This is a genomic window from Nocardioides jishulii (genome assembly GCF_006007965.1).
GTDB lineage: Bacteria > Actinomycetota > Actinomycetes > Propionibacteriales > Nocardioidaceae > Nocardioides > Nocardioides jishulii.
Window position 1 is genome coordinate 409,324 of sequence record NZ_CP040748.1, and the last position, 24,544, is coordinate 433,867.

22 protein-coding genes, 1 tRNA gene and 1 pseudogene are annotated in these 24,544 nt (G+C 68.5%); 17 read left to right on the forward strand and 7 right to left on the reverse strand.

The window, feature by feature from the left end:
* Window positions 1-551 precede the first annotated feature (551 nt).
* The 5 genes from FCL41_RS01840 to FCL41_RS01860 all read left to right on the forward strand — a co-directional run bounded on the left by FCL41_RS01840 (window position 552) and on the right by FCL41_RS01860 (window position 4,540).
* Entirely contained in the window at window positions 552-1,250 is a 699-nt protein-coding gene (locus FCL41_RS01840) for a hypothetical protein (protein ID WP_137064239.1), read from the forward strand.
* A 412-nt stretch (window positions 1,251-1,662) separates the two neighbouring features.
* On the forward strand, window positions 1,663-2,262 hold the full coding sequence (locus FCL41_RS01845; protein WP_137064238.1) for a hypothetical protein: 600 nt from the start codon (window positions 1,663-1,665) through the stop codon (window positions 2,260-2,262).
* Between the two features lie 391 nt (window positions 2,263-2,653).
* Window positions 2,654-3,001 (forward strand): hypothetical protein, encoded by a 348-nt coding sequence (locus FCL41_RS01850; protein WP_137064237.1) that lies wholly within the window; start codon window positions 2,654-2,656, stop codon window positions 2,999-3,001.
* A gap of 3 nt (window positions 3,002-3,004) precedes the next feature.
* A complete protein-coding gene (locus tag FCL41_RS01855; RefSeq protein WP_137064236.1) occupies window positions 3,005-4,213 on the forward strand; it encodes a tyrosine-type recombinase/integrase in 1,209 nt (402 codons plus the stop codon).
* 159 nt (window positions 4,214-4,372) lie between these two features.
* The gene (locus tag FCL41_RS01860; RefSeq protein ID WP_137064235.1) at window positions 4,373-4,540 is read left to right on the forward strand and encodes a DUF1508 domain-containing protein; all 168 of its coding nucleotides are present in this window, start codon (window positions 4,373-4,375) and stop codon (window positions 4,538-4,540) included.
* A gap of 199 nt (window positions 4,541-4,739) precedes the next feature.
* On the opposite strand, the gene FCL41_RS01865 is transcribed toward FCL41_RS01860, so the two are convergent.
* Window positions 4,740-4,812, reverse strand: a tRNA-Lys gene (locus tag FCL41_RS01865).
* Between the two features lie 477 nt (window positions 4,813-5,289).
* Here FCL41_RS01865 and FCL41_RS01870 point away from each other — a divergent pair.
* Window positions 5,290-5,988: a hypothetical protein gene (locus FCL41_RS01870; RefSeq protein ID WP_137064234.1), complete on the forward strand. Its 699-nt coding sequence runs from the start codon at window positions 5,290-5,292 to the stop codon at window positions 5,986-5,988.
* 465 nt (window positions 5,989-6,453) lie between these two features.
* Here the strand turns inward: FCL41_RS01870 and FCL41_RS01875 are convergent, their stop codons facing one another.
* Together FCL41_RS01875 and FCL41_RS01880 are read right to left on the reverse strand one after the other, a co-directional pair.
* Window positions 6,454-7,224 carry a MerR family transcriptional regulator gene (locus FCL41_RS01875; protein WP_137064233.1) on the reverse strand — a complete coding sequence of 257 codons (771 nt, stop codon included), beginning with the start codon at window positions 7,222-7,224 and terminating at the stop codon, window positions 6,454-6,456.
* Window positions 7,217-8,473 (reverse strand): MFS transporter, encoded by a 1,257-nt coding sequence (locus FCL41_RS01880; protein ID WP_137064232.1) that lies wholly within the window; start codon window positions 8,471-8,473, stop codon window positions 7,217-7,219. Before FCL41_RS01880 ends, FCL41_RS01875 begins: the two co-directional genes overlap by 8 nt.
* 499 nt (window positions 8,474-8,972) lie before the next feature.
* On the opposite strand from FCL41_RS01880, the gene FCL41_RS17595 reads away from it, so the two are divergent.
* On the forward strand, window positions 8,973-9,098 hold the full coding sequence (locus FCL41_RS17595) for a hypothetical protein (protein WP_275403751.1): 126 nt from the start codon (window positions 8,973-8,975) through the stop codon (window positions 9,096-9,098).
* A gap of 70 nt (window positions 9,099-9,168) precedes the next feature.
* Here FCL41_RS17595 and ggt read toward each other — a convergent pair.
* From ggt to FCL41_RS01895, 3 genes and pseudogenes are all read right to left on the reverse strand, one after another.
* Window positions 9,169-10,883, reverse strand: a pseudogene (ggt, locus tag FCL41_RS17340) (gamma-glutamyltransferase).
* Between the two features lie 257 nt (window positions 10,884-11,140).
* Entirely contained in the window at window positions 11,141-13,282 is a 2,142-nt protein-coding gene (locus tag FCL41_RS01890) for a WXG100 family type VII secretion target (protein ID WP_137064230.1), read from the reverse strand.
* 4 nt (window positions 13,283-13,286) lie between these two features.
* Window positions 13,287-13,577: a hypothetical protein gene (locus FCL41_RS01895; protein ID WP_137064229.1), complete on the reverse strand. Its 291-nt coding sequence runs from the start codon at window positions 13,575-13,577 to the stop codon at window positions 13,287-13,289.
* Window positions 13,578-13,742: 165 nt separating this feature from the next.
* Here FCL41_RS01895 and FCL41_RS01900 point away from each other — a divergent pair, with 165 nt between their 5' ends.
* Window positions 13,743-14,663 carry an SPFH domain-containing protein gene (locus tag FCL41_RS01900; protein ID WP_137064228.1) on the forward strand — a complete coding sequence of 307 codons (921 nt, stop codon included), beginning with the start codon at window positions 13,743-13,745 and terminating at the stop codon, window positions 14,661-14,663.
* Between the two features lie 76 nt (window positions 14,664-14,739).
* Here the strand turns inward: FCL41_RS01900 and FCL41_RS01905 are convergent, their stop codons facing one another.
* The gene (locus FCL41_RS01905) at window positions 14,740-16,818 is read right to left on the reverse strand and encodes a hypothetical protein (protein ID WP_137064227.1); all 2,079 of its coding nucleotides are present in this window, start codon (window positions 16,816-16,818) and stop codon (window positions 14,740-14,742) included.
* Window positions 16,819-17,181: 363 nt separating this feature from the next.
* On the opposite strand from FCL41_RS01905, the gene FCL41_RS01910 reads away from it, so the two are divergent.
* The 9 genes from FCL41_RS01910 (at window position 17,182) to FCL41_RS01945 (ending at window position 24,463) form a co-directional block, all read left to right on the forward strand.
* Entirely contained in the window at window positions 17,182-17,385 is a 204-nt protein-coding gene (locus tag FCL41_RS01910) for a cold-shock protein (RefSeq protein WP_137064226.1), read from the forward strand.
* 298 nt (window positions 17,386-17,683) lie between these two features.
* Complete coding sequence (locus FCL41_RS16915) at window positions 17,684-17,845, forward strand: hypothetical protein (RefSeq protein ID WP_170970126.1); 162 nt, start codon at window positions 17,684-17,686, stop codon at window positions 17,843-17,845.
* A gap of 124 nt (window positions 17,846-17,969) precedes the next feature.
* Window positions 17,970-18,251, forward strand: coding sequence for a metal-sensitive transcriptional regulator (locus FCL41_RS01915; protein WP_137064225.1), 282 nt, complete (start codon window positions 17,970-17,972; stop codon window positions 18,249-18,251).
* A gap of 53 nt (window positions 18,252-18,304) precedes the next feature.
* Complete coding sequence (locus FCL41_RS01920) at window positions 18,305-18,517, forward strand: heavy-metal-associated domain-containing protein (protein ID WP_137064224.1); 213 nt, start codon at window positions 18,305-18,307, stop codon at window positions 18,515-18,517.
* Between the two features lie 14 nt (window positions 18,518-18,531).
* Window positions 18,532-18,729, forward strand: a complete 198-nt coding sequence (locus tag FCL41_RS01925; RefSeq protein WP_137064223.1) for a hypothetical protein — start codon at window positions 18,532-18,534, stop codon at window positions 18,727-18,729.
* Window positions 18,719-20,962 (forward strand): heavy metal translocating P-type ATPase, encoded by a 2,244-nt coding sequence (locus FCL41_RS01930; RefSeq protein ID WP_137064222.1) that lies wholly within the window; start codon window positions 18,719-18,721, stop codon window positions 20,960-20,962. Before FCL41_RS01925 ends, FCL41_RS01930 begins: the two co-directional genes overlap by 11 nt.
* 42 nt (window positions 20,963-21,004) lie before the next feature.
* Window positions 21,005-21,895, forward strand: a complete 891-nt coding sequence (locus FCL41_RS01935) for an ABC transporter ATP-binding protein (protein WP_137064221.1) — start codon at window positions 21,005-21,007, stop codon at window positions 21,893-21,895.
* Window positions 21,892-23,499, forward strand: a complete 1,608-nt coding sequence (locus FCL41_RS01940; protein ID WP_137064220.1) for an ABC transporter permease — start codon at window positions 21,892-21,894, stop codon at window positions 23,497-23,499. The genes FCL41_RS01935 and FCL41_RS01940 overlap by 4 nt, the downstream gene beginning before the upstream one ends.
* A gap of 13 nt (window positions 23,500-23,512) precedes the next feature.
* Complete coding sequence (locus FCL41_RS01945; RefSeq protein WP_137064219.1) at window positions 23,513-24,463, forward strand: NUDIX hydrolase; 951 nt, start codon at window positions 23,513-23,515, stop codon at window positions 24,461-24,463.
* The last annotated feature ends 81 nt before the right edge of the window (window positions 24,464-24,544 follow it).

Sequence of the window (24,544 nt, forward strand, 5' to 3'; positions counted from 1 at the left end):
ACTTCAGGAGGTCACCACCATTTCCAGGACGACAACCCCGCCCGCCCCGACCACGTCCCACCTGCGACCCGAGGCGCTAGCCGAACGGTGGGACATGACTCCCAAGACCTTGGCGAACTGGCGCAGTGCGGGCACAGGCCCCACTTTCGTGAAAATCGGGGGCATGGTCCGCTACCGGCTGGCCGATGTAGAGGCGTACGAAGCCGGTAGTCGTGTACAGGCGGTCACGGCATGACGGCGCGGGCCTTCGCTCGTTCGGACGCCCAAGGGCTCGCAGTACACGCCTCCACGGCTTCCTTGGCCGATGCTGACGACAAGGCGGATGCCTTGGTGGGGGCTGTGACTGGTCGGTGGACCGTAGTGGCCCGGTCAAAGCCTGGAGCGCGAGCGTTCTACGTCCTGCGCAACCGCGCCGGGGAGGTGCGACGTCTGCGGGGCTATGAGGTTGTCCGACTCGTTCGGGCTGCTCGCGCGAACGGTGAGACGGTGGTCATGCCGGGGGCGCAGTGGCGCGATGAGGGCAATGCCCGTCGGGCGACTGGGGGAAGCGTGTGACCGAGACCGAAGGCAGCCGCCTCAACCCGCTCAAACTCGTCATGGCGATCAATGGCGATACCCGGCTGACGCTGGGCGAGCGCGTGGTCCTCGTCCGGGCGGTCAAGCACACGGACAACACCACTCGCCAAGTCCACATGAGTCAGGCAGGCATCGCCGGCGCCGTGGAGGTCAGTCGCGACACTGTGAAGCGCGCCTACGTCAAGGCGCTGCGGCACGGCTACTTCAGCCACAAGCAGGAGCGCCGGAATCAACAGGGGCACAAAGTTGCCGACTATTGGTTCTCTGAGGAGATTCCCCAAGGGGCAGGAGAGGGCACGGCCAGCGGAGAAGGAGAAGGGGCCAAGGCGCAAAGCCTAGGTGCAGGAGAGGGCACCATCTACGACTCTTCTACTTCCTTACTTAATAGCAGGGCCATGCATCCTGATGCCCATAGGGCACCTTGCTTCCATGAGGACTGGGAATCCTGCCAGGACTGCAAGCCTGTCGAGGCCTGCGAGTTCCACCCCCAGTTTGCGACCCCGTGTCCCCACTGTGCCGGCAGGGAGCGCCTGGATACTCAAAGTGCCAAGCACTCGGCGGCGAAGCGCCGCGACTGGCATGAGCGTCAGAACGTGGCTGAAGGACTGAACGAGCTAGGCGAAGCTCCCGAACCAGTCGCCACTCCGCCTGGATACAAATCCCGGCGAAGCTGATCGCTCGCTAGCGGAAACCCCGTCTATCTAGATCCACCCTTCTCCTTCTCCGCTGGGTCGACACCTCTCCGGTGCCCATCGGTAACCCGCAATCACAGGGCTCCGCCCTGTCTACGGCGCACCCACATGCAAGGGTCCGCTCCCACTTATGACAAGGGGCTTTCCGGGCGGACGGGTCGAGGTTGGGCCTCTGGGCCATGATGCTATGACTGGGTCCATCGACCACTTGTAAACAGTGCGCGATTCACCGGGAACGGCACGCAACTCGTTCCCGCGAGACCTTGCCGGGTAAACGGGCGCTGCTCGGGCCGACAGGGCGGATGTGAGGCGACAGGATCGGACTCCGCCGCAGGGTTCGAACCTGTTCCTCATGTGGGACGCAAGTGTCGTCTCCGCCTACTAGGTTGCATGCATGACATGGGGTGACTTCTTTGACTTCCTGATCGGCGCCAAGGCTCCTTGGTGGTCAGCCCTGCTCGCTCTCTACTTGGGGTACCGGTTCTCTCGACGCACCGCGAAGGATCAGCGGACGGACGATGCCCACGATCGCGAGAAGGAGCGGGCTCACGCGTTGGTGCTCGTTGAGGCAGAACGCCAGGCCGCCGTGCAACGTCTCGCAGTTGAAGTGGAAGCCAAGGAACGGGCCGCCGAGGTCGAGGCGCGGCGCGCGCGAGTCAACGCTGAGGTGGAAGGGATGCGGGCACGACAACGCGATGCGATCGCCGCTGTAGCGGACCTGCGTGGCGAAATCGCTGCTTCGCAGGGCCAAAGGAAGGCCATGTCGCGCGATGTGATCCGATCCTTCTACGCCCAGGTGAGTGCCTACGAAGTCCCTTTCCCCCTCGACAGGAGAAGTGTTGCCGACGGGCTGGATGCAGTCTCGTCATTCTTGATCCAAGGCAGCGGCTACCCCGCTTCCGAGGCTCAGTTGCAGGCGATCGACACGCGACTGGCTGATCTGACAAAGACGCTGGAAGAGGCGTACCACCCCTACCCCGAAGGTGACGACTAGGAGCGAATCCCAACGGCCCTGAAACCTGCGCAGGATCTTTGCTGCTATCACCCTGCGGTCCCGCTCGCCTGCGTGTAGGGGTCATAGGGGAGGGGTGCAGACGGGTGGGCGCCGGCCGGCTCGTCCTTGGCGAATCTGGCCCTCTGTATAAGCGGCTCGCTGAGACAGTGGGACTTGATGGCACTCGGGGCCACGAACAGCACGTTCGCCTGGAGACGCCTTTGTGTTAAGTGGAATCTGACAAGAGTGCTTGTCTGCAACAGTCCAGCCCCACCCCCGCGCTGTGGATGGGCGCCTGGTTTCTCGTCTGGGACGGGCGCCGCCCTGAGCTCATCCGCATCGATCCGTCGAATCGGCTGACGATTCCCAACAAACCCAGGAGGATCGGCCCATGACAACTCTCACCACGTCGCCCGTTGGCGCTCTGCGCGTCGCTCACCTGGATCACATGACCGGGGTGGGGATGCTGGCATGCCCGCCCGTCAACTCCAACGTCTTTCTTGGGTCTGCCTCGGTCAACGGTGCCGACTGGGATTCCGCCCTGCGCGTTCTCGACGGTATGGGCTGGGAGGTACTCGGAGACGAGAACGGTTTGCCCGTGGTCGAGGGCGTTGGCCACAACGGTGGGGAAGTTGTGGCGCTCTACGGGCGTGCCCCCATCACTTCGCGTCCCGACATGAGCGAGATCGCCGAGGCTGGCGCTGCGCTGGCCTCTATCGCACTCGCTGAAAAGTTCTGAGTCGTGGGACGCCCCAAGGCCCTGCCGTGGACGCTCGGCACGATCAAGTTCGCGCCTCATCCCACACGCGACAAGGCGGTGCAGGCGCGTGGTTCCTATCGAAACGACAATGGGCAGCGCAAAGACGTAACGGCGAGCGGAGGGACTGAGGCCGCTGCGCGGCGAGCGTTGCAGACCAAGGTCAATGCTGCTCGGGACGAATTCCAGGGTGGAGACGACGTACTCCAGTCGAGCACCACGGTCGAGCGAGCGGCTGCGGTGTGGCTCGATTGGAAGAGCCGGGAGCATCTGCGAGCCAGCACGTTGGGCGAGTATGCCGGGTATGTGCGCAAGACCATCAAGGGCAGCGCGCTGGCTGGCCTGCCGCTCACTGAGGCGAACAACGTAGCGAGGATCGAAGCGTGGCTTGCTGCCGTGGCAGACGAGCGAGGCGGCACAGCGGCATCTCAGGCGCGCAAGGTGTTGGGAGGAGTTCTGCAACTCGCGGAGCGACGAGGAGCGATCCCGGCGAGCGTGATGCACCGAGTGAAGACCCCGAACCCCAAGCCGGGATCGGTTGGCGACCGGAAGTGTCGGGATGAGGACTGTGACCTTGACTGCGGAAAGCGGCACCTAGATACCGAGCGAGCGTTCACCGCTGCCGAGGCGATCAAGGTCCAGGCTGTTGCTGATGCCAGCCGGGCCGATCTCGGCGACCTTGCGGCGTTCCTGTTCGGCACGGGAGCGCGCATTTCCGAGGCGTTGCACTGCACCGCGTGGTCAGGCGTCGACCTAGGAGCTCAGACAGTCCGTGTGCGGGGGACGAAGACCGCCAATGCCGACCGCATGCTCTCCCTGTCGGACGATCTGGTCGAGCGACTGAGTGACCGCGCGGGGTTGCATGGAACCGAGGGGCTCGTGTTCGGTACGACCCGCTACGCGAGCAAGGCCGGTGAGCCCAGGAATACCAACAACGTCCTGAAGTCGCTGCGGACGGTGTTCGCCAACGCCGGTGTTCCGTGGGCTGGCTCCCACACGTTCCGCCGAACCGTCGCCACGTGGATGGATGAGGCCGGGGCACCGCTGGCGGAGATTGCCAACCAGTTGGGCCACGCAGACGTGAACGTAACCGCTGGCTACCTTGGCCGCACCGCTCAGCCGACCCGAGCGGCCAGCATCATGGTGCTACCCGCTATACCCGATTCTCGATCACTTGTCACGAGAATTGAGTAAAAACTCCGTGCACACCTGTGGTTCCGCTTGCCATCTATTGGGGAGCGATCGTAGCGTGATCCCAACATCTAGTAGTTACACCGATGTGTTTCGCCACTTCGGAACTAGATGTAGTGGTCGCCCGATCACGCCAAACCCGAGAAAGAAACGAGAACCACCATGACCGATGCCCAGATTCGACGTTCGGCGAACGGCCAGTACTTCGTTCGCGTGGTTGCTAGCAACGGAGCGATCCTCGCGCACAGCGAGAACTACCGCGCCAAGGCCGACGCCACCAACTGCGCACGCCTCTTGGCCAACGGAGGTGGGGCCAGTGACTGGACCTGAGGGGTCTAGGTAAGTGAGCGAGGCCCACGCAATCCAGGTGTTTCAAGGTCACCTGGAGGCGTGGGCCTTCGCATACCCTTTGTAGTGCCCGTCGAGGCTCGTTGCAAGCCTCCGGAGGCGTTTCTTGGGAATAAGTCGGGAATGCGGCACCGTTAAGATTGGCCCCCAACCTGTTTGCGCAGGTCAGGGGCCAATTCAGTAGGCCCCGTGGGACTCGAACCCACAACCAACGGATTAAAAGTCCGGAGCTCTGCCAATTGAGCTAGAGGCCCGGGGGTTCTACGGTTTAATCGACGGAACCTTCTACGGTTCCCTCTATTCAACGGTTGAACCACCGTGGCGACAGCGTACCGGCATGGGGTTTGCGCGGATGCGCGGCTGCCCGCGCTTCGTTGAGGCATGCGCGGGCCGCCGGGGTGTGCGCCCTCAGGCGGCGTTTCGGAAGTCAAAGTCGATGGGTGTCGAGTTGAGTGCTTGCCGTTGTGGCGCCACCGTGTCGAGGTAGGCGTAGAGGCGGTTGAGGTGACGCGCCTTGACCCTGGGGAGTCGAGGCTCCGAGAAGCAGGGACTCGTTGATCTTCTTGAGGTTCTGGGGCAGTACTCACCGACCGACGAGGCTGTTGCGCAGGCGATCCTCGGGCCCGACGGGCGCCACCACACTTCCGTCAGGCTCGACCCCATCGCCCACACCCCTGCGGAACCCTGCGGAACAGCCTTCAGCCGATGGCCAAGGCCGTAACACTGGGGCCATGGCAGCAGTGGACCCCGAAGACATCGAAGCCGGGGGCATCGAAACGGCGACATCGTCGGCGTCACCGTCGACCTTGCGGGCCGGGCGGCGCCTGGTGCTGGTAGCGCTGCACCTGCTCGTCGCCGTTGTGCTCGGCGTCTTCTCCGACGTTGGCACCGGCTGGGGCCAGCAGTGGGTGTACGTGGCCATGGCCGCCACCCCGTGGGTGGTACTGGTGTTCAGCGCTGGACGCACTAGCGGCCTTTCCTGGTCCCCCCTTGGGGGCGCTCTCACTCTCGTGGCCGGGCTCGCTGGGTACTACTTGTGGCTGCACTGGGGGCAAGGGGTCTCAGCCGAAACCCTCTTGGGCAACGGCTTCAACGGCGCGGTCTGGCTCGGGCTCGGTGCGGCCGTCGGGGCGTTGGCCGGTCTCGTAGGAGGGTGCACGCGACTCCCGCAGCCGTGGTCAGATTTCGCTTGGGCCGGAGTCGTCGCAACCCCGATCGTCGAAGCCCTTCTCCTTGCCTCCTACGGCACGGATCCGCCTGTGCTCAGCGCGGTGCTGATCTGGAGCCCAGTGGCGATCGCGCTCGTGGCGTGGGCACTCCGGAGCGGCGCGCGTGCTCGCGCTCTCGCCGTAATGGTTCCCATCGCCTGCCTTGTCCTGTGGCAGGTAGAGGTCACCATCATCCAAGAGGTGCTCGGCCGCCGGAACTAATCGGTGGTGGCCCAATCTTGGCACGATGTCATGGCTGGGTCATCGCCGTCGGCTGGGGTCAGCGGTTCTGGCGCCGGACCATTCCGGCGATGAGTTCACGCACCTGCGCGGCGGAGAGCGGGTGATTGGCGCCGACGTTGTCGTCCACCAGGACTCCAGGCATGGCGAGAACCCCGAAGGGCGAAGGACATCGCCACCGAGTGTTTGAGGAACGAGGTCGACATTGAGGTACAGGTCGACGTGCGCCGAGTACGGACGTTCCCGAAGTCTCTGCGGCGCGTTCTTGCGAGGGCGTATGACGTGCTGAGGGCAGCGCGCTGGCTGAAACACATGAAGGTGTTTCCGCACGTCCCAGTTAAACCGTAGAACCCCCAGAGGCCCGGGGTATGGAAACAACCCTCGGAAGGACGCAAGGTCGAACCACACGCCGTGGGGTCAGCGTAGCCAGAGCGGCCACGGAGGCGGTCAACCGGGCAAGGGATGCGGCCTGAATTCGTCGAGCCGACCTTCGAGTTGTTCGAGGGCTCGTCTCTGCTGTTCGTTGAAGATGGCGCTGGCGTACTCCGAGACGAGGTCGGCTGTTGCGGCGAGCTCGATCGGCGGTTCTGCCGCGGCGAAGTCTTCGATCACAGCGGTGAAGGTCGTCATGAAGTCCTCGATCAGATCGGAGACGTCTCGCTGGGTGCTGTCGGGTCCGAGTTGGGCAAAGCGTTCGGAGATGGCGGCCACCTTCGGGGCGAGTCCTGGCGCGCTGAGCCGCTGGTAGAAGCTGGCAAGATGCGGCAAGCCGTCCTCGCCGACAAGGTGGGCCAGCAGCACAGACTGATCGCGGTCGAGCTTCACCATTTCCGGCGACAGGCCCGAGGCGGCGAACAGGGCGAGGAATGGGGCCAGCTCGGGTGGAAGGTCTGGGGCTGCGTTGTGATCGCGGAGGCGCGCGATCAGGTCTCGTTGTGTGGTGAGGTGGTCGATCTGTCCAGCCAGTTCCGCGTCCAGCTCATTGAGCAGCCCCTGGGCGTCGTCGTCGGAGTCATCGAGAAGGTCAGGCATTCTCTCCAGCGGTATGCCGAGGGAGGCGAGGCGCTTGATCCGCAGGACACGGATCAAGTCTTGGACGTCGTACTCTCGGTAACCGTTGCTGCGACGCTCGGGCTCCGCGAGAACACCGACGTGATGGTAGTGACGCAGTGCGCGGACAGTCACTCCGGAGAGTCGCGCCAACTCGCTGCTACGCACGGCCCGCCTCCGCCTTCTCGCCTCTCACTGCCTCTTCGCACTGGGGTTCAAGATTACGCAAAGACCCTGCAGACACGCCGAGGACGAGGGCGACCAGCCACAGCGAGGTGAGCAGCACGGCTGCGACATTCACCCCGGCGAGCTCGGTCAGTACCGCGGCGGCGACGATCCCGACCGGTGGGGCTGCGGTGATGATCGCGTTCTGTGTCCCCATGATCCGTCCCCGCATCTGCTCGGGGACTCGCTCGATCATCAGCACTCCGACCAAGCTGCCGAACAGTCCACTGGACAGCCCGACAACGAACGCCCCGGCGAGCACCACCCACACTGAGGAAAGGGGGGCAATGAGGCCGAACCCAAGAGTGCTGCCGAACAACCCGGCCAGGAACCACATTCGCCGAGGACCCCTCGTCCCGGCCACTGCGTAGACCGTTCCGCCGACGAGCATCCCACCAGCCAGGGCGGTGAGAACGAACCCGAGCATTCCTGGCTGCGCGACCAGTGTGAAGAAGACCGGCAGGATCAGCCCTTGCAGGGAGGCCAGCACGATCACCGACACCACACTGAGTGTCGTCGTGACCAGCAGAAATGGGCTGCGGAACAGCACCCGCCACCCGTCACGCAGTTGTGACCACCCGCTCCCGGACATCGCCGCCGCTGAGCCGTCCGGGGTGACGATCGTTCCGACCCGGTGTGGGATGAGCAACGTGAGAAGCGCGGCGACCAGCGAGGTGGCCGCAGTGATCCACAGCACCTGGGACCCGTCGAAGAGCACCATGAGCGTGCCCGCGATCGCGGGGCCGAGGAGCAGCGCCACTGCGCCCAACGCCTCGCGGATGCCCATGAGCCGTTCCGCAGAGTTCCCGCTGTGACGCACGATCGCCGGTAACAGCGCATCCCTCGCTGTCAATCCAGGTACGTCACCCAGAGAACCGATGATGCCAAACAGAATGAACCACCCCACGCTCAGACCCGCAATCATGTCGATCAGCGGGAGAGCTGCGATCGCTGCCGCCGACACAAGATCGGTCACGACCGACGATGTACGGCGGTTGATGTTGTCGATCACCATCCCCATCAGCAGGCCAGCGAGCACCGCAGGGATCGCGGTCGCTGCGGCAACGGCACCCGCGCCCAGGACGCTGCCGGTTACCTGCAGCACGATCAGTGGCAGAGCAACCCCAGCGATCGAGTTGCCAAGCAGGGACAGCAGATAGGACGCCAGATACGCGGAGGGAATGAGCTTCATGCATCCAGTCAGAACCATGACGCAGGGGCGGGGTCAAGCGCCGAGCGGGCGAGCGCACCATCCAGGGCGAAGCAGCCTCGTCCGCCCTGGCCGACACCAGCACCCTGACCCGCTGAATCTCTCACTGAGAGTGTCCCTGGTGGTGTCCGGCCGCGGTCACGTGGCGGGCCTCACCTCTACCACCCTGCTGCTTCCCACAGGGCTGACCGGGCTTGAGCCGTTGCCGACAATGGATCACGACCCGCCACAGGACCGAGTCGTCGTGTGAGACCAGTATCCCCCCGAGAGAGACCCGTGTCCGACCTGTTCAGCGCCACCCCCACGACCCTCACGAAGGCCAAGAAGCAGGACAAGTGGGCCCCCTAGACCTACCGGAAAGGCCCGGTCGTCCTGAAGGGCAAGGACCGGCTCATCGCCTCCCGCTTCTCGTACGGCCTCACTCCGGCGTTGGCCAAGCAGGTCCGCAAGGCGGGCGGAGCACCTGCTGCACCCGTGGGCGATGGTCACAGGCCGCATTGCCGAGGCGGGCACGAGCGCCTTCTCCTCGACCCCGGCCCGTCTGCCCTACCGGGACCTGCGGGCGTACTCCGCGTCCATGCCTCCGCTGGTCACGCCCGCCCCCTGACCGCCCAAGCCCATGGCGGTACTTGATGAGGTTCGCGACGGCGAGCAGGCCCATCAACTCGACAGTTGCCTCAGCGTTGGCGCCACACCACCCCGGCGGCGCCGCCACCCCGGCGTACGGGCTCGGCGACGGCGGTCATCCGACCTCGTCGGTCGAACTCGATCGCGGTGGCAGCCCCGATCTCGGCAGCACTCGTGAAGCTGTCGCCGGACGGGACGAGCCGGTGGCCCAACGCGGTGAGCGGTGGGCCGTAGCGGTCGATGAAGGCGGGCTCGGCCGTCACGTTGGCGGTGTTGCGCTGCGTGGCGCGCGGCGCAGCGATCGCCTCGGGGATGCTCAGGCCCAGGTCGATCCGGTTCACGAGCATCTGGAGCACGGTCGTGATGATCGTGGACCCGCCGGGCGACCCGAGCGCCAGGAACGGCTTGCCCTGGCGCAGCACGATCGTGGGCGACATCGACGAGCGCGGACGCTTGCCGGGCTGGATCCGGTTGGGATCGTCGGCGTCGTACACGGTCGAGAAGTCGGTGAGCTCGTTGTTGAGCAGGAACCCGTGGCCGGGCACGACCTGGCCCGAGCCGCCGGTCTGCTCGATCGTCAACGTGTAGGCCACGACGTTGCCCCACCGGTCGGCCACGGTCAGGTGGGTGGTGGAGATGTTCTCGGTGTCCGCGTCGACCTCGCCGGCGCGGGCGCGGTCGTCGCACACCCCGTCGTACGAGGTCACGTCACCCGCAGCGAGCGGCTTGGTGCTGGCGGCCTCGGGGTCGATGCCGCAGGCGCGCTCCGCGGCGAACCGGTCGCTGAGCAGGTCGGCCACGGGGACGTCGACGAACCTGGGGTCGCCGACGTAGGCGCCGCGGTCGGCGAAGGAGAGCGCGCTGGCCTCCAGGTAGTGGTGCAGCGCCTGGGTCTCGTCCATGTCGCCGAGGTCGAAGCGCTCCAGGATGTTGAGCGCCTCGCCCACGGTCGTGCCGCCGGATGAGCTGGGGGCCATGCCGAAGACCTGGAAGCCGCGGTAGCCGACGCTGGTGGGGCGCTGCTCACGCACCCGGTAGCCCCGCAGGTCGGCGGTCGACAGGAAGCCGGGCGGCACCGGCAACGCCGTCGTCGAGCTCGTACGCGGCTTGCGCACCACGTCGACCATCAGCTCGGCCAGGGCGCCTCGGTAGAAGGAGTTCACGCCGCGGGTGCCCAGCATCTGGTAGGTGCGGGCCAGGTCCGGGTTGCGCAGGGTGCTCCCGACGCGCGGGGCGTCGCCGCGGGGGAGGAAGAGCCGGCTGGTCGCCGGGAACGCCTCGAAGCGCACCTTGTTGTCGAGGGTCTGCTGGCGGAAGGTCTCGTCGACCACGAACCCGCGCTGTGCCACCTTCACCGCTGGGGCGAGGGCGCGGCGGAGGTTGAAGGTGCCCCACTTGTCCAGGGCGCGCTGCCAGGTGGCCGGCGTGCCCGGCACCCCGACGGAGACGCCGCTGGTGACCAGCTCCGGGGTGAAGCGGTAGGGCGCTCCGGTGGCCGGGTCGATGAACGCGTCGTTCGGCATGGCCGCCGGCGCTGTCTCGCGGCCGTCGATCGTGGAGACCCGCTGGGTGCGGCGTCGTAGTGGACGAAGTAGCCGCCCCCGCCGAGGCCGGCGCTGTAGGGCTCGGTGACGCCGAGCGTGGCGGCCGCTGCGACCGCCGCGTCGGTCGCGTTGCCGCCGCTGCGGAGCACGCCCAGCGCGGCCTGGGTCGCCTCCGGGTCGACGGTGGAGACGGCTCCGCCGAAACCGGTCGCCGTCGCCACCTTGGGGGGTTGCTTGCCCGGTGGGTGGTGCGGGCCGTGGCGGCCGGTGTGGCCTCAGCGCCGGGCGTGAGGAACAGGCCGGTCAGGGCCAGGGCGCAGGTGGCGGCCAGTGCGGTGCTGCGGATGCGGACAGACGTCGTCATGCGATCTACCTCCCGAGAAAGTGGCTCGACCACCGTCCCGCGACAGGACCTCGGTGTCCACCCCCTCAGCACGACTCGACGCCGGCGCCGCCGCTTCCCCCACCGCCAGGAGGGTCAGTCGTCGTCCATGTTGCGGGCGTCGCGGATGTCGTTCATCAGCTCGTGGATCCGCTCCCACTCCGCCTTGTCCACCGGGTCGTTGGAGAGGCGCAGGCTGGCGAGGTACTGCTCGATGGCCGAGTTGGGTTCCGAGACGTTGACCCGGTGCGTGTTCTCGGCCATCCAGTCGGAGAAGCCCGGCGGCTCACCGTGCTCGCCCACGTAGATCGTCCAGGCGAGCATCTGGTGCTGGGACTCCAGGCTCCAGCCCTTGCCCCAGTTCTCGTAGTTCTCGTTGGCCGCCGCGCCGGCCTCCGCCAGCGCCTTCAGCACGCTGTAGACGTCGCCGGCACCCGGCACCTTCTCGATGGCCTTGCCGATGGCTGCGTCCATGACGGCGGTGAAGACGGGGCCGTAGTCGATCTCGGTGCCGTTGAGGTCCAGGATCCCGAGCAGGTAGCCGACCTCGTTGGCGATGGCGCGGTCGCTGGTCTCTCCGCGCGCGGCGATGAGTTCCTTGATGACGTCGTTGACGTCGACCCGGTCGCCGAGCTGGTCGACGATGCGGGCGACCTGCTCGTGGTCGACGGTCGAGTAGTTGCTCGCGAGCATCGAGATGAACTCGGGGTTGTTGAAGTGCGGGGCGAGCCGGTCGAGCAGCTCGTCGCGCAGGGGCGTGTTGAGTCCGTCGTGCACCGAGTGGATGAGCGCGGCGGCGGCGTACGGGTGCTTCTGCTCGACGGCGGAGGCGAAGATCTCCTGCCAGACCTGCTCCTTGATCCGCCAGGTGTCCTGGTGGAAGGGGCCGTCCTCGGGGTTGCTCCAGCCGTCGCTGATCAGGCCCTCGGCGATCCACTTCGCCGTGTCCTTGTCGATGGTGTTGAAGAAGGTCGCGAGCCGGTCGGCGTCGAGGTCGCTCGACCATGCCTTCGCCATGTCCTCGAAGCCGTCGTACTTGCTCTGAAGCAGGCGCTGGGCGGTGTCGGGGGTGGGGTTGTTGGCCTCGTACCTGCTGTTGTTCATGCGGTCGAGGAAGGCCAGGCCGATGAGCTGGAGCCGCGAGTCGGCGTAGTCGGAGCCGAGCATCATCCCGAAGCGGGGAGCGGAGCCGTCCGGGGGCGCCGAGAGCTCGGAGGCGAACTTGACCACCGTCGCGTCGTCGAACTGCGAGAGCCCTGCGGCCAGCGCGTCGTTGAACTTCTCCAGCGACTCCGCCCAGTCGGCCGGCACGCCCTGGCCGTCGAAGAGCGGGTTCATCGACTGGTCGATGCTGTTGTAGAGGTTGTTGAGTCCCTCGGGGCCCAGCGCCTTGACGAGCGCCTTGGTGTAGTGCGGGTCGCCGTGCTTGCCGCCCATGCGCTCCATCAGCGCGCGCAGCGCTGCCGGGTCCTCGATCGAGCCGTTCTCGCCGAGCAGCCGCTCCAGCTCGGCCAGGTCGGCGGCCGCCTCCTGACGGGCGAGCTCGGCGATCTCGGCCTCACGCTTCTGGGTCGCGAGCAGCAGGTCGTCCATGGCGCTGTGGTCGAGCGTACGAGGCATGGAACCGGTCGCGCGGTAGTGCGAGAGGACCTCGGGAGTCACCTTGACGATGAGGGCCTCGTCGATCGCCTTCCCGGTCTCGCGGGTGCGGTGGCTGAGCCACTGCTTGGTGAGGCCGAAGGAGCGGGTGAGGTTGGTCTGGTCGACCCGTCGGGTCTCGGCGGCCGAGTCGATCGCGTTGCGGCGGATCTGGTCGATCTCGTCGCGGAAGGCGCGGTTGACGGGGCCGCCGTCCTTGGGCTTCGCCGCCGCCAGGTTGCGCGTCCTTGCCTGGTCAGCGCCCTTGACCGCGTCGTCGTAGGCGGTCTGGGTGTCTTCCCACTTGCGGTTCATCGAGGCGACCTGGTCGATCGCATCCTCGTAGTCGCGAGCGAGGTCACGCAGCGCCTTGGCGGAGTCGCGGAACTTGGGCGCGAACCTCTGCAGGTGGCCGCCGAGCGCGGTCATCTCGCCCTTGATCGAGGTGGCGGCCTCGCCGGTCCACGACTGGCCGATCTCGTCCGGCGTGGAGGAGAGGGTCGTGCCCTTGTCACCGACGGTCTGGGCGGTGTTGTCCATCGTCCGAGCAGCCTCGCGGAGCTTCTCGGGGTGGACGTCGAGCTGGAAGTGGTCGGTCATGGGATCACCGGCTCGCTGCGTTGTCGGCGTCGATCCGCTCGAGGTCGACCTCGAGCTGGTTGGTGTTGCCGGCGATGATCTGCGCCGAGTCGATGCACTGGTCGAGGAAGGCGCGCCACGAGAGGCGGAACGCGTCCGCGCCGGCGTCGATGGCGCCGGAGAACTCGCCTGCCCCTGCGTTCATCTGGTGACTGAGGCCCGCGATGGACCCGCGCACGCCGGACAGCTCGTCCTCGGCCTTGTTGAAGCGTTTGACCACCTTTGCGGCCGCTTCCTTCGACATCGTGATCGCCACGGCATGCAACATACCGCGTGCCGAGGTGGCTGAAACCTCCTCGACGCCAGCGTTTGTGCGCGGGCGCGCCCCCGTGCGCCCCCGTGCGCGAGGAAGCGCCCCGATAGGGTCGTACGCCTGAGCGTCCCATCACGTCCGGTGGCGCGCGTTTCGAAGGGAAGTCGCTTGTTCACGTTCGTCCTCGCACTCTTGATGCTGCTCGCGGCAGTTGCCATGTTCGCCGTCGGGAAGTCGAAGGGGCGCGGTCGCGCGCTCGGCCTCGTCCCGCTCCTCGCCGGCGGCGTCCTCATGGCCATGGCCTGCACGACCATCATCCAGGCGAAGAACGTCGGCGTCCTGACCACGTTCGGCAAGCCGACCCGCTCGCTCAACGCGGGACTCCACGTCAAGGCGCCGTGGCAGAAGGTCACCGAGCTCGACGGCACCAAGATCACCAACAAGTACACCGGTGAGGAGCGCATCGAGGTGCGCATCGGCGATGGCACCACCGCCGCCGTGGAGACCGCCATCCGCTGGTCGATCGTGGGGGAGAAGGCCGACGAGATCTACGCCGACTACCGCAGCGACGACGTCAACATGAACGTCCGCGAGGCGCTCGTCGAGACGGTCTTCAAGAACGCGATCAACGCCGTTTTCGGCCAGTACAACCCGACGGCCGAGCTCGTCACCGTCGACCCGAACTCCGACAAGCGCCTCAACTTCGTGCCCGACTACGACGGGCTCGCCGCCGAGGTCACCGAGTCGATGAAGCAGCGCGTCGCCGACTCCGGCGGCTACGTGAAGATCGAGTTCGTCACCCTCTCGGGCATCAGCCTCTCGCCGGAGACGCAGAAGAAGATCAACGAGTTCCAGGCCGAGGTCGCGCGTACGCAGGTCGCCCTGCAGGCCGAGCGCACCAACCGGGCCCAGGCCGCGGCCAACAAGGCGCTGTCCACCTCGGTCAGCAACAACCCCAACGTCCTCGTCTCCCGCTGCCTCGACACGCTGCAGATGATGGTCGAGAACCAGCAGCCCGTGCCGGCTGGCTTCACCTGCTGGCCCGGCCAGAGCTCCAACCTCGTGCTGGGTGGCAACGGCAAGAACTGAGCCGCCCGCTCCCCGCAGACGACACCGCCCCCGGACCCATCGGTCCGGGGGCGGTGTCGTCTCGTGCGGTGGTGCCTCAGATCTCCGGCTTCTCCGGCAGCTCGCGCTTGCGGATCTCCTTGATCGCGTCGGTGGACGCCGTGCGCCACTCCTCGACCGCGGCGGTCACCGCCGCGGCCTGTGCTTCACGGGCGGCGACCAGAGCCGTCCAGGCCGGGGCCTGGGCGAGCGAGCAGCCCGCGGTGCAGGCGGCTGCGGCGTCGGCAGCGGCACGGACGGTGTCGGCGCTGCTGCCCAGGGCCGTGACGAGCGCCGAGATCTCGGTGGCGACCTCGGGCGGAGTGCCGAGGCCGAGCACCTGCGTACGCAGGGCATCGCGCGCGTCGGCGGCTGCCACGAGCGTGCTGTACGTCGCGCCGGCCGTGCCTGCGTCGTCCTGGGGACCGGAGGCGAGGAAGGACGCGAGGGAGGAGTCGAGCGCCGTGAACTCGGTCAGCACCTGGTCGATGCTCTCGCGGGCCGCCTTGACGGCAGCGACGTCGTCCTTCTTGGCGGTGCGGGCCGACTCGGTCTGGGTCTCCCAGTCGTTCCACGCCGTGGTGGCCGCTGTGACCATCGCGTCGGCCTTGGTCAGCGCGACCTTGAGGTCGGTGCCGCCGTCGGCCAGCTCGTCGGCCTTGCGCTCGACCTGGGTGCGGATCGCCTCCCACTGGTTGAGCGTGGCCGGGCGCAGGCGCGTCAACTTCGACAGGGCGTCCTGCACGGCTGCGTGCCGGGCGAGGCCGGCAGTGTCGACGCTGGTGCCGTCGAGGCTGTCGACCGCGCCGCTCAGCGAGGTCGCACCCGTGGCGGCCCGGTTGCCGATGCCGCGCAGGGCCTTGATCCGCTCCGCGGCCGCGAGGTCGACGGTGAGCTCCTTCGTACGCCGCTCGGCGCTCTGGACGGCGGCGGCGCCGACGACCTTGTCCGCCTCCGTGACGAGAGCGGGGCCGGGCAGGTCCTCGGTGCTTCCGCCCGCGGTCTTGATGTCGCCCTCCACGCCGGAGAGCGCCTCGAGGCCGGACTTCAGTTCGCCCCGGGCGGCACCCCAGGTGCCGAACTCCTCCTCGTCGAGCGTGGTGAGCTGCTCGGCGGCGCGGGAGACCTCGAGCTGTGCGCCGACGGCGCGGCGCACGGCGCTCGAGAAGTTGGTGCTCCGACCGTTGGCGGTGGAGCGGGTGTCCTCGAGCTTCTTGGTCACCTCGACGAAGTCCTCGGCGGCCGCCGAGATGTCGGTGGTCGACCTGGCGCCCACGAGCTTGGTGGAGGCGTTCATGAACGCGCCGTGCGACGTCTCGAACGCCTCGCGCACCGGCTCGTCCTGGGTGCCCTGCCACCAGAACCACCCGCCGCCGATGAGGGCGGCCACGAGCGCGACGGACAGGAGGATGGCGAGGCCCTTCCCGCGCTTGCGGGGGGCGTCGTCGGTGTCGTACGCCGTCGGCTCGTCCTGCGTCGGAACAGGAGGCACCACGGCGGTGGCGGAGGTGAGGGCGGACGCCGGGGCGGGGGCGAGGGCGAGCACGGTGGTCTCCCCGTCCGGGGTCCGCACGGCGGTCTGGTCCGGCGTCTGCTCCCGCGCCACCATCGGCCATGCCTGGGTGGCAGCCAGGTCGTACTGGGTCGCCTCGCCGTCGGCGAGAGCGGGACGCTCAGCGGTGTCATCGACGGTGGCGCTGTCCGCGGCCTCAGCGTCGGCCCCAGCGTCGGTGTCGGTGTCGGTGTCGGCGTCGAGCTCCGCGTCGGCGTCAGCGTCGGTCTCCGCGTCGGGCTCCGCGTCGGTCTCGACGTCCGTGGGGGCCTCGGCCTCGACGTCGGTCCCCAGGTCGGCCTCCGGGTCGCCATCGACGTCGGTGTCGGCACCGGTGGAGGAGGGGGTCACGAGGTCCTCGGGACGGGAGAGCAGCGACCCCTCGACGAGCGGTGTCTCGGACGTACCGGTCTCACCGCCGCGGTTCCAGGCGGGCTTGAAGAGGCCGGTGTCCCACAGGCCGGGCGGGATCGCGATGGTGGCCGTGTCGTCCGCGCGCGGGGCAGCGGGACACGAGTGCTCACCTGCTCCCGTCACTGCACCACAGTCCGGGCAGATCTCGGTGCGGCTGTCCTTGTTGTCCATGGGTCCTTCCCCGTCACTACGGCTAACAGGGTGAAATTACCTGCGACTGGTCGTTGGGGGAGGCAAGTGGTCGAGATCGTGCCTACTTGACTGCACGGCACGGGTCCTCGGGTGCCATGCAAAGCTCACGAAAGGCGTGGAAAATTCGAGCCTCAGGGGACTGTTGCTGAGCGCGGAAGTTGGTAGTCTGCGTCTCGCAACAGGTGCAAGTTCCAGCTGGTAGACGCCCGCGGAGTTTGTGATCCAACGGCGTTTCCTTCTTCGGGCCCGACGTGGTCTGCAAGTCGGAGCGACGTGTCACCGCATCTGATGCGGGTCCGTCGAGGTGGCGGACTCTCGCCCCGACTAAGGAGTACAAGAGCAATGGCTCAGGGCACCGTTAAGTGGTTCAACGCTGAGAAGGGCTTCGGCTTCATCGCGCAGGAGGACGGCGGCGACGACGTCTTCGTGCACTACTCGGCGATCCAGACCCAGGGCTACAAGTCCCTGGACGAGAACCAGAAGGTCGAGTTCGACGTCACGCAGGGTCCCAAGGGTCCCCAGGCGGAGAACGTTCGCGCTCTCTGATTCCGTAGGACGCACCTGTCCCGGATGACCAACCGAGGCCCCGCCGGAGACGGCGGGGCCTCGGATGCATTTCCAGGGGGCTGTCGGTGCGGCTGCCCACTTTGAGCGCCCTGTCAAGGCCCGCGACGGGTGGTTCTGAGTACCCTCACTTGGGGGAGATTTCGTGAATCCTCGTTTGCCCTTGGTTTCGCAGGGCACCCTTGTGCCTGGAAGACGCGGTGGTCGCCCGGCAGACTAGACTCGGTGGCTCGTCAGCACGCGTAAGGACATGGGGTCAGTGCAAGTAGGAGGTCCGAGGGTGATCGATCCCTTCGACGTCACGCTCGAGGACGGCGACCTGATGGGAGAGGTTGAACTGACCACCAATCTCATCGTCGCGGCCAGCGAGTCCGACGACCGGCTCAGTCGTGATGAGATCGACCGCTTGCTAGGAGTGGTCCCCATTCCGCGCCAACGCTGACGACCCACTCTCCAGACACGTCCAACCCTCGCCCGGTCACCCGGGCGGGGGTTGCGCTGATTCTGTGCAGGTTCGCACGGTCGCCGGGCTTGAAAGAGATACCCCCTGGGGGTATACAGGAGCGGTGAGCCACGGATACCTCAGTGACAAGAGTGCCCACCTCGCTCGCCTGAAGCGCATCGAGGGGCAGGTGCGCGGACTCCACCGCATGGTGGAGGAGGAGAAGTACTGCATCGACATCCTCACCCAGGTGGCCGCGGTCACGAAGGCGCTCGAGTCCGTCAGCCTCGCCCTGCTGACCGAGCACATGAACCACTGCGTCGTCCAGGCCGCCCGAGCGGGTGACGACGAGGCCGACGCCAAGATCGACGAGGTCATGGCCGCGATCAGCCGCCTCGTGAAGTGATCCCCGAACCCGAAGCTGAACTTCCGAAGCTTGAACCCAGCAAGGAGCGCACGATGACCACCCCCCACACCGCCGACTTCACCGTCACCGGCATGACCTGCGGCCACTGCGTCGCTTCCGTGAAGGAGGAGGTCAGCGAGGTCCCCGGCGTCACCGGCGTCGACGTGGTTCTCGAGACCGGCCAGCTGACGGTGACCTCCGATGAGCCCGTCGACGCCGCTGCGGTCTCCGCCGCCGTGACCGAGGCCGGCTACCAGCTCGCCTGAGCGAGGAGACGCCCATGACGACGAGCACACCACTGCGCCTCGCTGCCTTCGCCGCTGCGCTCGTCGTCGTCTTCGCCCTGGCCTTCGGGGCCGGACGGCTCGTGGACGGCGGGGAGAAGGCTCCCGACGACAGGCCCAGCCAGACACCCAGCCATGCACCCAGCCCCCACTCACCATCGCCCTCCGAGGAGAGCCACGACCATGTCGACTGAGACGCACGCCGACCCGCGCCTCGCGCCCGGTGAGGTGGAGCTCGACATCTCGGGCATGACCTGTGCCTCGTGCGCGAACCGCATCGAGCGCAAGCTCAACAAGCTCGACGGGGTCGAGGCGACGGTCAACTACGCGACCGAGAAGGCGCGCGTACGCCACCCCGCGGACCTCGACCTCGACGTCCTGCTGTCGACCGTCGAGGCCGCCGGCTACGGCGCTGCCCTCCCTGCCCCACCACAGGCCCAGCCCGGCGGGACCTCGGGCGAGGGCACCGTCGATCGGCGCGACCTGGAGCTGGAGCAGCTGCGTCAGCGCCTCGTCGTCTCGGCGCTGCTCAGCGTGCCGGTGATCCTCATGGCGATGCTCCCGCCGCTGCAGTTCACCCACTGGCAGTGGGCCTCCCTGACCCTCGCCGCACCGGTCGCGGTCTGGGGCGCCTGGCCCTTCCACCGTGCTGCGTGGGCCAACCTGCGCCACGGCGCCGCGACGATGGACACCCTCGTCTCGGTCGGCGTGCTGGCCGCCTTCGGCTGGTCGCTCTACGCCCTCTTCCTCGGCAGCGCCGGCGACCCGGGGATGCGGCACCCCTTCGAGCTCACCATCGCCCGCGGCGACGCCACGATGAACATCTACCTCGAGGTCGCCGCCGGCGTGACGACCTTCCTGCTCGCCGGGCGCTGGTTCGAGAAGCGCGCCAAGCGCCAGTCCGGAGCGGCCCTGCGTGCGCTGCTCGAGCTGGGGGCCAAGGACGCTGGGGTGCTGCGCGACGGCGTCGAGCACCGTGTGCCCGTGGAGGAGCTGCGGGTCGGCGACGAGTTCGTCGTACGCCCCGGCGAGAAGCTCGCCACCGACGGCGTGGTCGTCGACGGCACCTCGGCGATCGACACCTCCACCGTGACCGGGGAGTCGGTGCCGCGCGAGGTCGGCCCGGGCGACACCGTGATCGGGGCCTGCGTCAACGCGCACGGCCAGATCGTCGTGAGGGCGACCCGGGTCGGTGGCGACACCCAGCTGGCCCAGATGGCGCGCCTCGTCGAGGAAGCGCAGTCAGGCAAGGCCGAGGTCCAGCGCCTGGCCGACCGGGTCTCGGGCATCTTCGTGCCGGCGGTGCTGCTGCTGGCCGCCGGCACCCTGGGCTGGTGGCTGGGCACCGGAGCCAGCGCCACGGCCGCCTTCACCGCCGCAGTCGCGGTCCTGATCGTCGCCTGCCCCTGCGCGCTCGGGCTGGCCACGCCGACCGCGCTGCTGGTCGGCACCGGCCGGGGCGCCCAGATGGGCATCCTGATCAAGGGCCCCGAGACGTTGGAGTCGACGCGCCGCGTCGACACCGTGGTGCTCGACAAGACCGGCACCGTCACCACCGGCGTGATGGCGCTCGTCGACGTCGTCGCCGGCCCGGGGGAGGACGTCACGAGGCTCCAGAGCCGGGCCGCGGCCGTCGAGGCCGGGTCGGGCCACCCGATCGCGCGAGCGGTCGTCGAGGCCACCCCCGAACGACCCGTCGCGGCCGGTCTCACCGACCTGCCGGGCCTGGGCGCCCGGGGGCTGGTCGACGGTGTGGAGGTGACGGTGGGCAGAGCCTCCCTCTTCGAGACCGTGCCCGCCGAGCTCGACGTGGCGATCACCGCCGCGCAGGACCAGGGGCGTACGGCCGTCGTCGCCGGGTGGGACGGCGTGGCGCGCGGAGTGCTCGTCGTCTCCGACACGGTCAAGCCGGGCGCCGTCGAGGCCGTCCGCGCCCTGCGCGCCCTCGGCCTGCGTCCGCTGCTCGTCACCGGGGACAACGAAGGAGCCGCCCGCGCCGTCGCCGCCGAGGTCGGCATCGAGGAGGTCATCGCGGGCGTCCTGCCCGCCGGCAAGGTCGACGTGGTGCAGCAGCTGCGCGCCGAGGGCCGCGTGGTGGCCATGGTCGGCGACGGGGTGAACGACGCCCCGGCGCTGGCGGTCGCCGACCTGGGCCTGGCCATGGGTGCCGGCACCGACGTGGCGATCGAGGCCAGCGACCTGACCCTGGTGCGGGAGGACCTGATGGCCGCCGCCGACGCCGTGCGCCTGTCGCGCCGGACCCTGGCCACCATCAAGGGCAACCTCTTCTGGGCCTTCGCGTACAACGTCGCCGCGCTGCCACTGGCCGCCGCAGGGCTGCTCAACCCGATGTTGGCCGGGGCCGCGATGGCCTTCTCGTCGGTCTTCGTGGTCAGCAACTCGTTGCGGCTGCGTCGCTTTCGCTGACGCACCACACGGCGGGCGCCCGCGTAGTGCCAGAGTGGACCCATGGCGGCCATCGAGTTGCGGCAGATCGTCAAGACCTTCGGGCGCGTCAGGGCCCTCGACGGGTTCGACCTCCGTGTCGAGCAGGGGGAGGTCCACGGCTTCCTCGGCCCCAACGGGGCCGGCAAGTCCACCGCGATGAAGGTCCTGCTCGGGATGCTGCGCGTCGACTCCGGCACCGCACGACTGCTCGGTGGCGATCCCTGGAGCCGGGCACCTGAGCTGCACCGTCGTCTCGCGTACGTCCCGGGTGAGGTCGCCCTGTGGCCGAACCTCACCGGCGGAGAGGTCATCGACCTGCTGGGCCGCATGCGCGGTGGGATCGACGCCCACCGGCGTGACGAGCTCGTCGAGCAGTTCAGGCTCGATCCCACCCGCAGGGCGCGCGCCTACTCCAAGGGCAACCGGCAGAAGGTCGCTCTCGTCGCGGCTCTCGCCGCCCGGGCCGAGCTCTACCTCTTCGACGAGCCCACCTCCGGGCTCGACCCGCTGATGGAGGCGGAGTTCCAGCGTTGCGTGCACGACCTGCGTGGGGCGGGCGCCACCGTTCTGCTCTCCAGCCACGTCATGGCCGAGGTCGAGGCCCTGGCCGACCGGGTCACGATCATCCGCGAAGGTCGCGCCGTGCAGTCCGGCACCCTGGCCGACCTGCGCAGCCAGACGCGTACGACGGTGCTGGCCGAGACCGAGCGACCCGCAGATGAGCTCGCCGCACTGCCGGGCGTCCACCATCTGCGCCACCTCGACGGGCGCGTGGAGATGGAGGTCGACAGCGCCGAGATGTCGTCCGTCCTGCGCCGCCTCGGCGAGCTCGGCGTGCTGTCGCTCCAGGCGCACCCGCCCACCCTGGAGGAGCTCTTCCTGCGCGAGTACGGCGACGAGGACGCCCTGTGACCGCACCGCTGACCGGAGCCGTGGCTGGCACCCGGCCGCTCGTCCGGCTGGTGCTGCGCCGTGACCGCCTGCGCCTCCCGCTGTGGCTGGGAGGCATCACCGCCGTCACGTGGGCGTCGGCCAATGCGGTCGTCGGCTTCTACGGCACGCCGGAGAAGCAGGCAGGCTACGCCGCGACCGTGGAGGACAGTGCGGTCTCCCGGCTCATGGGCGGCGTCCCTCGCGACGTCGACACGATCGGGGGGATCATCTCGTTCGAGGTGACCTCGGTGGCCGCCGTGGCGGTGGCGTTGATGGTCACCTTCCTCGTGGTCCGCCACACCCGCGCCGAGGAGGAGAGCGGTCGGGCCGAGCTCGTACGCAGCACGGTGGTGGGCCGCCACGCAGCGCTGGTCGCGACCCTGGTGGTGTCGCTGGCCGCCTCGATCGTGCTCGGGGTCCTGCTCGCGGCCGTGCTCGTCACTGCCGACGTGACGCTGGGGGCTGCGGTGAGGTTCGGTGCGGGGATGGCTGGCGCGGGCGTGGTCTTCACCGGGATCGCGGGTGTGGCGGCGCAGGTCGCGGGCAGCGCGCGGCATGCCCTCGGGTGGGGTGTCACGGCCGTGCTGGCCCTCTTCCTGGTGCGCGGCTACGGAGCACTCGACGAGACCTGGTGGACGTGGGCCTCTCCCTTCGGCTGGCAGGACGAGCTGCGGCCCTTCGGCGACGATGCCCGGTGGTGGCCGCTGGGTCTCTCGGTCACCGCCGCCGCCGTGGCCCTGGCGCTCGCCTGCTGGCTGGCCTCCCACCGCGACTTCGGCCAGGGGTTGGTGGCCGAACGCCCCGGTCCCGAGCACGCCGGTGCCTGGCTCGGTACGCCGGCGGGCCTGGCGCTGCGCCAGCAACGTGGCCTGGTCGCGGGGTGGGGCGTAGGGCTGCTGGTGCTGGCGGTCGTCTTCGGGGCGGTCAGCCGTGAGGTGCGCACGATGATCGAGTCGAACCCTGAGGTCGCCCAGATGATCCTTGCCGGCATCGACGACGTGGTGGTCGGCTACCTGGCCTACGTCGTCAACTTCCTCGGGGTCACCGTCTCGGCCTACGCCGTCGTCTCCGCGCTCCGACTGCGTCACGAGGAGAGCAGCGGTCAGGCCGTCAACGTCCTGGCGACCGCGGTGTCGCGCACCCGCTGGGCACTCGGCGGCATCGCGGTCACGTGTGGTTCGACCCTGGGGGTGCTGGCGCTGACCGGGCTGGGGGTCGGGGTCACCCACCGGTGGGTGGGCGCGGAGGACTCGACCGTCTCGGGGGTGGGGGAGCTGCTCCTGGCCGCCGTGGCCACGGCCCCCGCCGTCCTCCTGCTCGCCTCGGTCGTCTTCCTCCTCCACGGCTGGGCACCCCGGTGGGTGCACCTGTCCTGGCTGCCCGTGGCCTGGGCGCTGGTGCAGGCCTACCTCGGTGACCTGCTCGACCTCCCGGGGTGGGCGCGGGGGCTCTCCCCCTTCCACCACCTGCCGGTGATGCCGGCCGAGGACTTCCGGTGGGCGCCGGCCGCCGCGCTGCTCACGCTCGCCGTCGTGCTCACCGCCCTGGGCGTGGTGGGACTGCGCCGACGCGACCTGGACTGACAGACTGCCTGCCATGGCCAGCCCGCCGCCCGGGAGCTCCGAGACCCTGCCCGACGTCATCGCCGCCGGCGCGGTGGTGCTGCGCAAGGGCCCGGTCGGCAAGGACGGGAAACGGGAGCGGCAGGTCCTCCTGGTGCACCGCCCGCGCTACGACGACTGGTCGTTCCCGAAGGGCAAGCTCGACCCCGGCGAGCACCTGACGGCCTGCGCAACGCGCGAGGTGCTGGAGGAGACCGGGATGCAGGTCCACCTCGGCGTCCCCCTCCCCGTCCAGCGCTACCGGGTGGCCGGCGACCGGATGAAGACGGTGCACTACTGGATGGGACGGGTCGTCGGCGACGACGACGTGTCGCGCTACGTCGCCAACCGTGAGATCGACGCCGTCGAGTGGGTCGACTGGTCGCAGGCCGAGCAGCGCATCTCCTACCGCCGCGACCGGGATATCCTGGCCGGCGCCTGGCAGCACCGGCACTCGACCACCCCGCTCGTCGTGCTGCGTCACGCGAAGGCGCTGCCTCGCAAGAAGTGGGAGGGCGACGACCGGCTGCGTCCGCTGCTCCCCGAGGGGCACCAGCAGGCGCTGCTCCTGGCGGGGGTGCTCGCGGCGTACGGCGTGAAGGACGTCGTGACCTCCTCCTCGACCCGCTGCCTCCAGAGCGTCCAGCCGTACGCCGACAGCAGCGGCCGCACGCTGCTGCCCCGTGACGTGCTGAGCGAGGAGGACGCGACGCCCGCCGGGGTCGCGGCCCTGCTCGACGAGGTCGTCCGGGCGGGACGGCCCGCGGTGGTCTGCAGCCACCGCCCGGTGCTGCCGCCCATCTTCCGGGCCCTGGGGGTCGAGCCGGTCGCACTGGACCCGAGCGGCTTCCTGGTGCTCCACCAGCGCCACGGTGAGACGCGCGCCACGGAGGTGCACCCCGCCGTCGATGCCGGCCTGCAGGTGGGCCCGCGCCCCGGGCGCTGAAGAGTTTCACCAAGCCGGGGCTGGCGTTCACTTCTCGTTCACCCAGCCCCCGGCGACACGTCACCTCGGTGTTCCACGATC